Annotated in this window: 12 protein-coding genes; 9 read left to right on the top strand and 3 right to left on the bottom strand. The window is 60.1% G+C overall.

Features of this window, described 5'->3' with window-relative positions:
• Window positions 1-83: 83 nt before the first annotated feature.
• The 4 genes from AB7M32_RS26450 to groL all read left to right on the top strand — a co-directional run bounded on the left by AB7M32_RS26450 (window position 84) and on the right by groL (window position 3,589).
• Window positions 84-815 (top strand): HugZ family pyridoxamine 5'-phosphate oxidase, encoded by a 732-nt coding sequence (locus AB7M32_RS26450; RefSeq protein WP_454251850.1) that lies wholly within the window; start codon window positions 84-86, stop codon window positions 813-815.
• Between the two features lie 66 nt (window positions 816-881).
• Entirely contained in the window at window positions 882-1,358 is a 477-nt protein-coding gene (locus AB7M32_RS26445; RefSeq protein ID WP_454251849.1) for an FxsA family protein, read from the top strand.
• A gap of 244 nt (window positions 1,359-1,602) precedes the next feature.
• A complete protein-coding gene (locus AB7M32_RS26440) occupies window positions 1,603-1,896 on the top strand; it encodes a co-chaperone GroES (RefSeq protein WP_024619193.1) in 294 nt (97 codons plus the stop codon).
• Between the two features lie 49 nt (window positions 1,897-1,945).
• The gene (gene groL, locus AB7M32_RS26435) at window positions 1,946-3,589 is read left to right on the top strand and encodes a chaperonin GroEL (RefSeq protein ID WP_053124505.1); all 1,644 of its coding nucleotides are present in this window, start codon (window positions 1,946-1,948) and stop codon (window positions 3,587-3,589) included.
• A 197-nt stretch (window positions 3,590-3,786) separates the two neighbouring features.
• Here groL and AB7M32_RS26430 read toward each other — a convergent pair whose 3' ends face one another.
• The gene (locus tag AB7M32_RS26430; protein WP_454251848.1) at window positions 3,787-4,530 is read right to left on the bottom strand and encodes a phosphatase PAP2 family protein; all 744 of its coding nucleotides are present in this window, start codon (window positions 4,528-4,530) and stop codon (window positions 3,787-3,789) included.
• Window positions 4,531-4,855: 325 nt separating this feature from the next.
• On the opposite strand from AB7M32_RS26430, the gene colR reads away from it, so the two are divergent.
• The 5 genes from colR (at window position 4,856) to AB7M32_RS26405 (ending at window position 8,533) form a co-directional block, all read left to right on the top strand.
• Window positions 4,856-5,539, top strand: coding sequence for a two-component system response regulator ColR (gene colR / locus AB7M32_RS26425; RefSeq protein WP_024779529.1), 684 nt, complete (start codon window positions 4,856-4,858; stop codon window positions 5,537-5,539).
• On the top strand, window positions 5,529-6,806 hold the full coding sequence (locus AB7M32_RS26420) for a sensor histidine kinase (RefSeq protein WP_454251847.1): 1,278 nt from the start codon (window positions 5,529-5,531) through the stop codon (window positions 6,804-6,806). The genes colR and AB7M32_RS26420 overlap by 11 nt, the downstream gene beginning before the upstream one ends.
• Before the next feature lie 113 nt (window positions 6,807-6,919).
• Window positions 6,920-7,588 carry a class I SAM-dependent methyltransferase gene (locus tag AB7M32_RS26415; protein WP_454251846.1) on the top strand — a complete coding sequence of 223 codons (669 nt, stop codon included), beginning with the start codon at window positions 6,920-6,922 and terminating at the stop codon, window positions 7,586-7,588.
• Window positions 7,589-7,592: 4 nt separating this feature from the next.
• Window positions 7,593-8,303 carry a lipopolysaccharide kinase InaA family protein gene (locus AB7M32_RS26410; protein WP_454251845.1) on the top strand — a complete coding sequence of 237 codons (711 nt, stop codon included), beginning with the start codon at window positions 7,593-7,595 and terminating at the stop codon, window positions 8,301-8,303.
• Between the two features lie 2 nt (window positions 8,304-8,305).
• The gene (locus tag AB7M32_RS26405; RefSeq protein WP_072408671.1) at window positions 8,306-8,533 is read left to right on the top strand and encodes a hypothetical protein; all 228 of its coding nucleotides are present in this window, start codon (window positions 8,306-8,308) and stop codon (window positions 8,531-8,533) included.
• Between the two features lie 223 nt (window positions 8,534-8,756).
• On the opposite strand, the gene AB7M32_RS26400 is transcribed toward AB7M32_RS26405, so the two are convergent.
• Entirely contained in the window at window positions 8,757-11,783 is a 3,027-nt protein-coding gene (locus AB7M32_RS26400; protein WP_072408669.1) for a multidrug efflux RND transporter permease subunit, read from the bottom strand.
• A 13-nt stretch (window positions 11,784-11,796) separates the two neighbouring features.
• On the bottom strand, window positions 11,797-12,945 hold the full coding sequence (locus AB7M32_RS26395; protein ID WP_454251844.1) for an efflux RND transporter periplasmic adaptor subunit: 1,149 nt from the start codon (window positions 12,943-12,945) through the stop codon (window positions 11,797-11,799).
• Window positions 12,946-13,069 lie beyond the last annotated feature (124 nt).

Raw genomic sequence — 13,069 nt, 5'->3', positions numbered from 1 at the left:
GAGAACTGTCCCCTAGGTGTATCGGAACATTACTCCAGTCGCCTGACCGTTTTCTAGACGGTTTTTATAAAAGGAGTCATAAATTGAGCGTTGAAGCTGCCAAGCATGCCCGGGAACTGCTACTCAAGGAATACCGCGCAATGCTCGCCACTCATTCCAAATCGATGCCCGGCTTTCCGTTCGGCTCCGTCGTACCGTATTGCCTGGACGCACAAGGCTGGCCGCTGATCCTGATCAGCCGCATTGCCCAGCACACTCACAATCTGCAAAAAGACCCCAAGTGTTCGATGCTGGTGGGCGAACGCGGTGCCGAGGATGTGCAGGCCGTGGGGCGCCTGACCTATCTGGCCGAAGCCCGGAAGCTCGAAGACAGCGCCGCCATCGAAGCGGCCGCCGAGCGTTATTACCGCTATTTCCCTGACTCGCAGAACTACCACAAGGCCCATGATTTCGATTTCTGGGTGCTCGAACCGGTGCGCCATCGCTACATCGGCGGCTTTGGCGCCATTCACTGGATCGACCAACTCACCCTGGCCAACCCCTTCGCCGGCAAAGCCGAAGCCAGCATGATCGAACATATGAACGCTGATCACGCCAAAGCCATCGCCCATTACGTGGAGCTGGCCGGCTTGCCGAAAAGCGAACCGGCGCAACTGGTGGGCATCGACAGCGAGGGGATGCATCTGCGCATTGGCCAGGGCCTGCACTGGCTGGCGTTTGCCACGCCTTGCAACACCCCGACACAAGTGCGCGAAGCCTTGGTTTACTTGGCTCACGCCGAGCAATGGCCAAAAAATGCCGAGGCCGACGCTTGAATTCACGAAAGGGCGACGTCATTTAGGGTTTCATAGCAAGGCATTCTTGCGTTGAGGAACCATTTGATGCGCCCTTTTTTGTTGCTCTTTCTGCTGTTCCCGGTGTTGGAGCTGTTCGTATTCGTCAAGGTCAGCGGTGCGATCGGGTTTTTCCCGGCGCTGTTGCTGGTCATTCTCGGCTCGATGCTTGGCGTGTTCGTGCTGCGCATCGCCGGCCTCGCCACGGCATTGCGTGCCCGGGAAAGCCTGAACCGTGGCGAGCTGCCTGCCCAGACCATGCTCGAAGGCCTGATGCTGGCATTGGGTGGCGGCCTGTTGATCCTGCCAGGGTTTATCAGCGACATGCTGGGCCTGGTCATGCTGTTGCCATTCACCCGTCGGCTGCTGGCCAATAAAATGCGCCAGCGCGCCGAAGAGCAGGCGATGCGCCAGCGGGCCTTCGCCGATGACCTGCAGCCCCGTGGCGGGCCGGCTCCGCGAGAACCCCTGGGCCGTGAGCCCAACGTGATCGAAGGCGAATTCGAACATCGCGACCCCAAGTAAAAAACCGCGACACGGCACCTTCGGGTGCCGTGTTCGTTTTTGGCTCCGAGAAGTAAAAAATTTCAGACCCTGCCCTTGTAATCGCCTTGTGCGCCCTTATGTATGGGTCACCGCAAGGTTTCCGGTGGCAACACCGGACAGACTTCCGCGGTTCGCTTGACGAACCGCACCCGGCACAGCCGGATTCGTTAAACCCGCCGGGACTACACCGGCCGATGAAAACCACAATTAGGAGAGATCGACAATGAAGCTTCGTCCTCTGCATGACCGCGTCGTCGTCCGTCGCAGCGAAGAAGAAAAGAAAACCGCTGGCGGTATCGTCCTGCCAGGTTCGGCTGCTGAAAAGCCAAACCAGGGTGAAGTCCTCGCTGTAGGCCCAGGCAAGGCACTGGAAAACGGTGAAGTACGTGCGCTGTCCGTGAAAGTGGGTGACAAGGTTGTGTTCGGCCCTTACTCCGGTAGCAACACTGTGAAAGTTGATGGCGAAGACCTGCTGGTTATCGGCGAGAGCGAAATTCTCGCTGTTGTCGAAGGCTGATTCCCCGCTCATTTTTCCGCGACTACAAAGTATTTAAGGAATATCGATCATGGCTGCTAAAGAAGTTAAATTCGGCGATTCCGCCCGCAAGAAAATGCTCGCCGGTGTCAACGTCCTGGCTGACGCAGTAAAAGCGACCCTGGGCCCGAAAGGCCGTAACGTGATCATCGAGAAGAGCTTCGGCGCTCCGACCATCACCAAGGACGGCGTTTCCGTAGCCAAGGAAATCGAGCTGAAAGATCGCTTCGAAAACATGGGCGCGCAGCTGGTCAAAGACGTGGCCTCCCGTGCCAACGATGACGCCGGTGACGGCACCACCACCGCGACCGTACTGGCTCAGTCGATCGTCAACGAAGGCCTGAAAGCCGTCGCTGCCGGCATGAATCCGATGGACCTCAAGCGCGGCATCGACAAGGCGACCATCGCCATTGTCAAAGAGCTCAAAGCCCTGTCCAAGCCATGCGCTGACACCAAGGCGATCGCTCAGGTCGGCACCATCTCCGCCAACTCCGACAACTCCATCGGCGACATCATTGCCGAAGCCATGGAAAAAGTCGGTAAAGAAGGCGTGATCACCGTTGAAGAAGGCTCGGGCCTGGAAAACGAACTGTCGGTTGTTGAAGGCATGCAGTTCGACCGTGGCTACCTGTCCCCGTACTTCGTCAACAAGCCGGACACCATGACCGCCGAGCTCGACGGCCCGCTGATCCTGCTGGTGGACAAGAAGATTTCCAACATCCGCGAAATGCTGCCCGTGCTGGAAGCTGTTGCCAAAGCCGGCCGCCCACTGCTGATCGTGGCTGAAGACGTTGAAGGCGAAGCCCTGGCGACTCTGGTTGTGAACAACATGCGTGGCATCGTTAAAGTCGCAGCCGTCAAGGCTCCAGGCTTTGGCGACCGTCGCAAGGCCATGCTGCAGGACATCGCCGTACTGACCGGCGGTACCGTCATCTCCGAAGAGATCGGCCTGAGCCTGGAAAGCACCACCCTGGAGCACCTGGGTAACGCCAAGCGCGTGATCCTGTCCAAGGAAAACACCACCGTGATCGACGGTGCCGGCGTCGAGGCTGACATCCAGGCTCGCGTGACCCAGATCCGCGCACAAGTGGCCGAGACTTCGTCCGACTACGACCGTGAAAAACTGCAAGAGCGTCTGGCCAAGCTGTCCGGCGGCGTTGCAGTGATCAAGGTTGGCGCCGGTTCCGAAGTTGAAATGAAAGAGAAGAAAGCCCGCGTTGAAGACGCCCTGCACGCTACCCGCGCAGCCGTCGAAGAAGGCGTGGTACCTGGCGGTGGCGTGGCACTGGTTCGTGCTCTGCAAGCCATCAGCGAACTCAAAGGCGACAACGACGACCAGAACGTGGGCATCCAGTTGCTGCGTCGCGCTGTAGAAGCACCGCTGCGCCAGATCGTTGCCAACTCCGGCGACGAGCCAAGCGTTGTGGTCGACAAGGTCAAGCAGGGTTCGGGTAACTACGGTTACAACGCTGCTACCGGCGAATACGGCGACATGATCGAAATGGGTATCCTGGACCCGGCCAAAGTGACCCGTTCGGCTCTGCAAGCGGCTTCGTCCATTGCCAGCCTGATGATCACCACCGAGGCGATGATCGCTGAAATCAAGGAAGACGCTCCAGCTGGCGGCGGCATGCCAGACATGGGCGGCATGGGTGGCATGGGCGGCATGATGTAAGCCAGCCTTACCCCTGTAGCGAAAAACCCCGCCTGCGAAAGCAAGCGGGGTTTTTTATTGCCTTGGATTCATGACGCGGTACCAACGCCCCTGTGGGAGCGAGCTTGCTCGCGATTACGGTGTGTCAGCCCATACATCCGGCACTGGCCCACCGCTATCGCGAGCAAGCTCGCTCCCACATTGGGATGTGGTTCAGTTCAGGCATTGGCGGGACTGGTTACAGCGACACGCTCAGCAATGGCGGCCGGTCGGTACAGGATGTAGTAGTAACACCCCAGGCAAATCAGCCAACAGAACACCGCCGTCCACACGTTATGGGAAAAGAAGTGCGCCCCTTGCATCATCCGTCCCAGGGAAAACACCGTGCCCAACGTGAGGGCGAGTACCAAGGCCCGGCGGGCCAGGCGCGGACGGCGGTCGCGCAGGACGAAGAACAACGCAAACAATGTGAACCCGGTGGCAGCGTGACCGCCGGGCCAGCAGCGGCCGGGCTTGTCGGTGGCCGGGCGTGGGCTGAGCAGTTCACTGTAGGTTTCCTGGCCGCCGAACTCCTTCAGGCTCCAGGGGCATTGCACCGCCGTCACCGCTTTCATCGGGGTGACGAAGGACGTCGCCAGTGCCAGGGACAGGACCAGGCAACCCAGTTCGCGTTTGAATGGTTTGAGCCGGGCGATGAAAAACGTACCCATGAACCCAAGGATCGCCAGTACGGAGAACGCGATCACCACCTCCTTGGCTCGATCGTGCAGGATGTCCTCCAGAAAAAAACTGTGCCGACCGATGAAACCACCCGCCATCGGGTCGTAAAACAGCTTGGCCACGTCCATGTCCAGTGTGGTCAGTTCCAGCAGCACCAGAATGGCTGCGACAACGGCAGGCAGGCCCAAGGCAACCCGGAAATTCAGCGGCCTGGGAGCGGGGCGGATGGCGGTGGAGACCATGGCAATACCTTTGATGGGAGTTTTCTTAAGCAACGCGTGGCGCAGTCTGGTCTGCGCTGCGTTGGGGCGGCGTGAATGCTGGGTGAAAAACTCGTCAATGACCGTGCAATCCTGTTCCTGGGTGCACTTGGCCTTTGTGGGAGCGAGCTTGCTCGCGAAAACGTCGGCACATTCAACATGGATGGCGGCTGATGCACCGCATTCGCAAGCTCGCTCCCACAGGGGACCTGCGCTGCTACGGCGGATACAACCCTAGCCGTGAGCCACGCTTGGCCGTAAGCTGCGCGGGCCAAGCCAGCCGTTAACTGTGTACGCAGAGGTGCCCATGCGAATTCTATTGGTCGAAGACAACCGCGACATCCTGGCCAACCTGGCCGATTACCTGGGGCTCAAGGGCTACACCGTCGATTGTGCCCAGGACGGTTTGTCGGGGTTGCACCTGGCGGCGACCGAACACTACGACCTGATCGTGCTCGATATCATGCTGCCAGGCATCGACGGCTACACCTTGTGCAAGCGCCTGCGCGAAGACGCCCGGCGCGATACGCCGGTGATCATGCTCACCGCCCGGGATCAGTTGGACGATCGCTTGCAGGGCTTCAAGTCCGGCGCCGATGACTACCTGATCAAACCGTTTGCCTTGTCGGAACTGGCGGCGCGGATCGAAGCCGTCATGCGTCGAGCCCAGGGCGGTGGCCGGCGGGCCTTGCAGGTCGGCGACCTGAGCTACGACCTCGATACCCTTGAAGTGACGCGCGAAGGCAAGCTGCTCAAGCTCAACCCCGTGGGCCTCAAGCTGCTGGCGGTACTGATGCAGAAAAGCCCCCACGTGCTGCGCCGCGAAATCCTCGAGGAAGCGTTGTGGGGCGACGATTGCCCGGACAGTGACAGCTTGCGCAGCCATGTCCATCAACTGCGTCAGGTGATCGACAAACCGTTCGAAAAGCCGTTGTTGCACACCGTGCACGGCGTCGGCTATCGACTGGCCGAGGGCCGCGATGGAGTTTAAGCAAAGTCTTGCCCAACGGATCATCATCGCGTTTGCGCTGATGAGCGCATTGGTGGCCGGTGCGTTCGCCATGGGCATCGTGGCGACGGTCCATTTGGTTGAAGAGAAACTGATTTCCGCCGGGCTTGGCGGTGATTTGCAACGCCTGCTGCTGATGGACAGTGTCTCGGACTGGAACCATCGGCCGGAACCCGACCAGTTGTTTTATTTCAGCGGCGGCCCGGGGGATTTCGAATTGCCCAAGGATCTGCGCCATCTGGAGCGCGGTTTCCACGAGGTGTTTCGCGAGCAGTTGTCCTATCACGCCATGGTCGAGATCGTTGACGGCCGCCACTACGTATTGCTGCAAGACCAGAGCGACTTCGAAGAGCGCGAACGGGTGCTGTTCGCCGTGGTGCTGGTGGGCTTCGTGCTCAGCCTGGCGCTGGCGGTATTCCTGGGTTGGGTCCTGGCACGCCGGGTGATGGCGCCCGTGGTTCGCCTGGCCCGGCAAGTGCGTCATCGCGATCAGTTGCTGGGGCTAGCGCCGCCGCTGGCCCCGGATTATGCCGCCGATGAGGTGGGTGAATTGGCGGTGGCGTTCGACGCCACACTGGGGCGTTTGCGCCAAGCCTTGACCCGTGAGCGGTTGTTTACCAGCGACGTGAGCCACGAGTTGCGCACACCGTTGATGGTCCTGGCGACCTCTTGTGAGTTGCTGTTGGAAAACCCGGCGCTGGACCCGCGCGGTCGTACCCAGGTCGAGCGCATCAATCGGGCCAGTGAAGAGATGCGCGAGCTGGTGCAGACCTTCCTGATGCTCGCCAGGTCCGAGCGTGAAGACAACGGCATGTCGCCTCGGCTGACCCTGGGGCAGGTGGCCGAGAACCTCCTTGGCGTGTGGCGTGCACCCATCGAATCCAAAGGCCTGACGCTGATCTTCGAACCTGGGCAAACCGTCGACACTTTGTATAACGCCACGTTCCTGACGGCCGTGATGGGCAATCTGTTGCGTAACGCCCTGCACTACACCGACCAGGGGTTCATCCGCCTTTCGCTGACCACCACTGGATTTGTGGTCGAGGACAGCGGCGTGGGGATTCCAGAGGAGAAGCGCGAGGCGATGTTCGAGCCGTTCGTGCGCGGAAACGAAAAACGCGGCGAGGGATTGGGATTGGGTTTGTCCCTGGTGCAGCGCATTTGCGAGAACCAGGCTTGGACAGTCAGCCTCAGTACGATGGAGCCCAATGGTTGCCATTTCGAGGTTGAGTTGAATCCAAAGGGCTAAGCCTCTATGCCGAAAAGTCTTGTAAACATTGGAGCGTTTACCTGACTTTATTTTCACAAAGGCATGACATTCCGATTCATAAGGTGGGCCGATCAGTCATCGAGGCCCATCTTATGTCCAAACCCATCAAGCTGGAATTTTCTGAAAAATACGACGAACAGCACGCCAGGGAGTATTTTCATAAGCATCGCCGTGGCTTGAGTCGCCGCCTTTCCAACCAGCGAGACCAGCAACTGGCCCGGCGTGCATTGGCACTTGTCGGAGACCCCGGCCTGGTCCTGGACCTGCCCTGCGGTGCCGGGCGCTTCTGGTCATTGTTGGCCGAAAAACCCAACCGAGTCATCATCGGCGCGGACAATTCCGAGGCCATGCTCAGTACGGCATTGGAGGCTCAAGCGACCGATGTGGTGAAACGGGTACGGCCCTTGCACACTTCTGCGTTCGACATCGCCTTGCCTGATAACGCCGTCGACAGTATTTTTTGTATGCGTTTGTTGCATCACATCGGTGAACCCGCGCATCGACTGGCGATTCTGAAAGAATTCGAGCGTGTCAGTCGTGACAGTGTGATCGTTTCATTGTGGGTCGATGGCAATTTCAAGGCCTGGAAACGCAAGCGTCTGGAGCGCACCCGTGGGCAGAAAGACTACCAGAATCGATTTGTGTTACCGACGGATACAGTAGAAGAAGAGTTTCGACAGGCTGGGTTTCGCATTCAGGAACGGCTGGATTTCCTACCGCTCTATGCCATGTGGCGAGTTTATGTATTACGCAAGAGGTAACAGCATGGTTGTGCAGGCAGTAGAGACAACTGGCATTTCCCGCAACAGCTTCGAACATTTTTGGAACCTGCAAGGTGAGTGGGTGGAAGAACCCAACGTGCGACGTGGCGGTGAAAGCGGCGTGCAGCGGATCAACAGCAACGACGGCGACCTGTTGTATGCCAAGCGTCAAACGGGGCACATTTATCGCAGTTGGTTGCATCCGCTCGGTCGACCGACCGTGCTGCGTGAGCAGGACGCGCTGCTGGCGTTGACCCAGTTGGATGTCCGTGTGCCCGAGTTGATCTTTTGTGGTGCCCAGCGTGACCCCGTCCACAAGTGGCGTGCGCTGTTAGTGACCCATGCGCTGGATGGTTTCGAGGAGATCGAGCATTGGTATGCCGGAGGCGGACGTGAGCGCCATGGCGAAACGGTGCATGATCAAATCCTCCAGGCCCTGGCTGAGAACCTGGCCCGCATGCACAAGGGCCGTTGGCAGCATGGCTGCCTCTACATCAAGCATGTTTTTGTGCGGGTGACAGGGGAGGGCGAAGCGGCCAAGGCCGAAGTGGCCCTGCTGGATCTGGAGAAGTGTCGCCAGCGCCTGACTGCCCGGCGTGCGGCATCCCATGACCTGAAGCAACTGCGGCGCCATTCGTCGTTCAGCGATGCTGATTGGAAAAAACTCGTCTACTTTTATGAGGCGGCGTTTGGCAGCGCTATCAAAGGTTTATAGCCATGAAACTAGAAATTGCTAGAGGTTTGTTTTTAGTCGGAGCCCTGGCAGTTGCGTCGATGGCGGTGGCTGTATGGGAACAGCCACGCTCGCAGATCCTCAGTGCGTCCAGTGCGGGTGCGCATTGTCCCCTGCCGCGTGTGGCAAAGGCGAGCGAGGCTATCCGACCGGACGATGATCTGCTGCTGTTCATGTTCAGCCTGTCCCAAGGGATGAGGCCTCAGAGTTGAACATCACGAAGCCCAAAAGGCCTCGCCTGTGCGAGGCCTTTTTTTTCCTGCCGCAATCTCCAGTCGAGCACTAAAACCTGTGTGAGGGAGCTTGTTCCCGCTGGACCGCGAAGCGGTCCCAATCGATTGGTCAGGTAGCCTTGGCGCATTGACGGCTGCTTCGCAGCCGAGCGGGAGCAAGCTCCCTCGCCACAAAAAACATCCAGTTCCCTTTTGGCTGCCTTCAGGGTTTATCGGGCCTGGCCAGCAGTGTGTAGACGCAGGGCAGCACAAACAGGGTGAACAAGGTGCCAATCGACATGCCCGTGGCGATCACCGTGCCGATGTCGAAGCGGCTCACTGCCCCGGCGCCTGTGGCGAAGATGAGCGGCACCATGCCGAACACCATCGCCGCGGTGGTCATCAGCACCGGTCGCAGACGAATCGATGCGGCTTGTTCCACGGCTTCGCGCGGCGACAGGTTCTGTTCCCTACGCAACTGGTTGGCAAACTCGACAATCAGGATCCCGTGCTTGCTGATCAGACCGATCAGCGTCACCAGGCCCACCTGGGTATAGATGTTCATGCTCGACCAGCCGAGGAACAGCGGAATCAGGGCTCCGCAAATGGACAACGGCACGGTCACCAGAATCACCAGCGGGTCCCGGAAGCTTTCGAACTGCGCGGCCAACACCAGGAAGATAATCGCCAGGGCCAGGGCAAAGGTCACCCACAGCGCGCTGCCCTCCTGTACGAATTGGCGTGAAGCCCCGGCGTAATCGAAGGCGAACCCCACTGGCGCTTCCTCCCGGGCGATCTGGCGGACGGTCTCGATGGCCTCGCCCATGCTCACGATGGGAAAGCCTGAAATCGTCACCGCATTGAGCTGCTGGAACTGGTTCAGTTGTCGCGGTCGCGCCCGGTCGCTGACCTTGATCAGGGTCGATAGCGGTAGCGATTCACCCTTGGCATTTTTCACGTAGTAGTTGTTCAGCCAGTCCGGGTTGTCCCGGAACGGCCGCTCGACCTGGGCGATGACCTTGTAGCTGCGGCCTTCGAGGGTGAAGCGATTGATCTCTGATTCGCCCAGCAGCGTCGCCAGGGTACCGCCCAGGTCCTGCATGGAAACGCCCATCTGGGCGGCCTTGGCGCGATCGATATCCACCACGACTTCTGGCTTGTCGAACGCAAGGTCAATGTCCATGAAGGCGAACTTGCCGGATTCCAATGCGCGCTTTTTGACCCGGTCGGCAACCTCCAGCAGCGTTGCATAGTCCTTCGGAGAGTTGATCACGAACGCGAACGGCAAGCCTTCGCCGGTGCCCGGCAGCGAGGGCAGGTTGAAGCCGAAGATCTGCAAGCCAGGCACGCTTTCCAGCTTGGCCTGGACCTCGGGCAGGATTTCCATCTGGGTGCGGTCGCGTTCGTTCCAGGGCTTGAGCAGGAAGCCGCCGATGCCCGACTGCACGCCGTTATAGCCATTGATCTGGAACGAGGAGTAGTACTCCGGGAACTCCTTGAAAATGGTAATGAAGTGATCGGTATAGGTGTTCAGGTAGTCGAGGTTGGTGGGCTGCGGGGCGTTGGCCATCATGAAGATGATGCCCTGGTCCTCGTCGGGGGCCAGTTCGGACTTGCTGAACATGACCAGCACCGGGATCAGCAGCAGCACGATCACCGCGAACACCAGCACCACCGGCCGGGTGTTGAGCGTGCCATGGAGCATGCGCTGGTAACGGCTCTTCAAGCGTTCGAAGAGCATGTCCAGCCGATGGGCCAGCCCCGAGGGGTTCTCATCATGGCGCAGGAGCAGGGCGCACATCATGGGCGACAGGGTCAAGGCGACGATCCCGGAGATCACCACCGCCCCGGCCAGGGTCAAGGCGAACTCCTTGAACAAGGCGCCCGTCAGGCCCTCGAGCAGGCCGATGGGTGCATACACCGCCGCCAGGGTGATGGTCATCGAGACCACCGGCATGGCGATTTCCCGGGCACCTTCTATCGCGGCGTCGAACGGGGTCTTGCCTTCCTCGATGTGCCGGTGAATGTTCTCCACCACCACGATGGCGTCGTCCACCACCAGGCCGATGGCGAGCACCATGGCCAGCAGCGTCAGCAAGTTCATCGAGTAGCCCATTAGCTGCATGAAGAACATCACGCCGATCATCGACAGCGGGATGGTCACCACCGGGATGACCACCGAACGCAGGGCGCCGAGGAACAGGAACACCACGACGATGACGATCAGCACCGCCTCGAACAGGGTTTTCACCACCTCGTCGAGGGAAGCCTGGATGAACAGGGTGGCGTCGTAGGCGATCTCGGCCTTGAGGTTGGTCGGGAGTTGCGCCTCCATCTCCGGCATGATCTTGCGCACTTCCTTGATCACATCCAGCGGGTTCGCGCCCGGCGTGGCCTTGATCCCGATGTACACCGAAGGCGTGCCACCAAAGGAACTGATGGTGTCGTAGTTCTCGGCGCCCATTTCCACGCGTGCCACGTCCCGCAGCAACACGCGGCTGTCGCCGTCGGTCTTGAGCGGGATCGCCGCGAAGGCCTCGGCGGACTTGAGTTCGGTGTTGGCGTTGATGCTGGTGACGACGTATTCGCCTTTCACTTCACCGGCGGCGGAGAGGAAGTTGTGCTGGCGCACGGCATTGGTCACGTCGGCGGCGGTCAGGCCGAAGCCGGCGAGCTTGACCGGGTCCAGCCACAGGCGCATGGCGAAGACCTGGTTGCCGAGGATTTCCGCCTCGGCCATGCCGGGCAGTGTCGCCAATTTGGGCTGGATCACCCGTGACAGGTAGTCGGTGATCTGCGGGTTGTTCAGTTCCTTGCTGAAGAAGCTGATGTACATCAGTGCCGAGGCATCGGCGGCCTCGCGGCTCAGGACCGGGTCTTCGGCGTCCTGGGGCAGTTGGTTCTTGACCTCGTTGGCCTTGGCCAACAGTTCGGTAAAGAGCCGGTCGCTGTTGGAACCAATGCGGGCGTAGACAGAAATCACCGAGAAATTCTGGCGACTGACCGAGGTCATGTAGTCGATGCCCTCGGCACTGGCCAGGCTCTGCTGCATCGGTTGGGTGATGTAGCCCTGGATGGTCTCGGCGTTGGCCCCGGGGTAGGCCGTGGTCACCGTGATCAGGGCGTTTTCCATTTGTGGATACTGACGCAGGGGCAGCTTGCTCCAGGCCTGGAAGCCCAGCAGTACGATCAACAGGCTGACCACGGTGGCGAGCACCGGGCGGCGGATGAACGGATCGGTAAAAGCCATGGGGGTTCCTTGATCAGTCCGCGCGCGGCGGGCTGTTCTGTTCGGTCAGGGTCTTGTCGTCGCTGATGGCGATCGGCGTACCGTTATCGAGCTTGATCTGGCCGGCGGTCACGACTTGTTCGCCGCTTTGCACGCCTTTGGAAACCAGCACCTGCCCGTCGCGTCGCTCGCCGGTTTCAACGAAACGCCGTTCGGCGATCAGGACCGGCTGGCCCTTGTCGTCTTTCTCGACAGTGCCATCGGCGGCTTTCTTCTGCGTGACCACGTACATGGAATTGCCGTAGAGGGTGTAGGTCACGGCGCTTTCCGGCACGACGATTCCGGCGGCCACTTCCGGCAGGATCACCTGCAGGTTGGCGAACATGCCGGGCAGCAGCTTGCCATCGGGGTTGGCCAGGGTGGCGCGCACCAGCACGTTGCGGGTGCTGTCCTCGACCTTGGGGTTGATTGCGCTGATGATGCCGACGAAGGTCTGCCCGGGGTAGGCCGAGACGCTGACGTTGACCGGCTGGGCAACGGCAAGCCGGGGCACGCTTTGTTCAGGGACGTAGAAGTCCACATACAGGCTGCTGAGGTCTTGCAGGGTGGCAATCACCGTGCCGCTGGCCAGGTAGTCGCCGACATCCACCTGGCGAATGCCGATGGTGCCGCTGAACGGCGCCAGGATGTGTTTCTTGGCCAGCGAGGCCTTGAGCTGGTTGACCGTGGCCTGGTTCTTCTTCAGTTGCGCCGAGAGCCGGTCGAATTCGCCTTTGGAGATCGCCTGGCTGCCCACCAGCTGTCGTCCGCGACCGAAATCCACTTGCGACAGGCCCAGGTCGGCCTCGGCGGTTTCCAGCAGGGCGCTTTCGACTTCGCTGTCCAGCTGCAGGAGCGGCTGACCGACCTTGACCTTTTGCCCGGACTGAAACTGCACCTTCTGCACGGTCCCGGCGATTTCAAGGCTCAGGTCCACCCCTTGCAGCGCCTTCAGACTGCCAACGGTGGGTAGGCGAGCCTGCCAGGGTTGCTGGGCGGCCGTGGCCACGGCGACGCTGACCGGAGGTTTTGGCGCAGAGAACGTCTGGATCTGCTGGTAAACGGAGAAGGCCTTGTAGCCGGCGAGCAACAGCACTACCAGCAGGACAACACCCAACATGATCAGCATGCGGCGTCGCAGCATGTTCCACTTCCTTGGAAAAGAACTGAGAGAAAATACAGATAGGCGGGCACATTACTCCGAGTGTGCGGGCTATTCCAGATGTTGGCGGGCCGGGGGGGCGTGGGACTTTTCCGAAAAATCAGGA

The organism is Pseudomonas sp. R151218B TE3479 (assembly GCF_053629195.1).
This window is presented reverse-complemented; position numbering and strand designations above follow the sequence as displayed.

Excerpts from the sequence above, each read along its gene's own strand:
- AB7M32_RS26440 (WP_024619193.1), top strand. The coding sequence starts at position 1,603 with ATGAAGCTTCGTCCTCTGCATGACCGCGTCGTCGTCCGTCGCAGCGAA.
- AB7M32_RS26430 (WP_454251848.1), bottom strand. The coding sequence starts at position 4,530 with ATGGTCTCCACCGCCATCCGCCCCGCTCCCAGGCCGCTGAATTTCCGG.
- AB7M32_RS26410 (WP_454251845.1), top strand. The coding sequence starts at position 7,593 with ATGGTTGTGCAGGCAGTAGAGACAACTGGCATTTCCCGCAACAGCTTC.
- colR (WP_024779529.1), top strand. The coding sequence starts at position 4,856 with ATGCGAATTCTATTGGTCGAAGACAACCGCGACATCCTGGCCAACCTG.
- AB7M32_RS26445 (WP_454251849.1), top strand. The coding sequence starts at position 882 with ATGCGCCCTTTTTTGTTGCTCTTTCTGCTGTTCCCGGTGTTGGAGCTG.
- AB7M32_RS26405 (WP_072408671.1), top strand. The coding sequence starts at position 8,306 with ATGAAACTAGAAATTGCTAGAGGTTTGTTTTTAGTCGGAGCCCTGGCA.
- AB7M32_RS26420 (WP_454251847.1), top strand. The coding sequence starts at position 5,529 with ATGGAGTTTAAGCAAAGTCTTGCCCAACGGATCATCATCGCGTTTGCG.
- AB7M32_RS26415 (WP_454251846.1), top strand. The coding sequence starts at position 6,920 with ATGTCCAAACCCATCAAGCTGGAATTTTCTGAAAAATACGACGAACAG.
- AB7M32_RS26400 (WP_072408669.1), bottom strand. The coding sequence starts at position 11,783 with ATGGCTTTTACCGATCCGTTCATCCGCCGCCCGGTGCTCGCCACCGTG.
- groL (WP_053124505.1), top strand. The coding sequence starts at position 1,946 with ATGGCTGCTAAAGAAGTTAAATTCGGCGATTCCGCCCGCAAGAAAATG.
- AB7M32_RS26395 (WP_454251844.1), bottom strand. The coding sequence starts at position 12,945 with ATGCTGCGACGCCGCATGCTGATCATGTTGGGTGTTGTCCTGCTGGTA.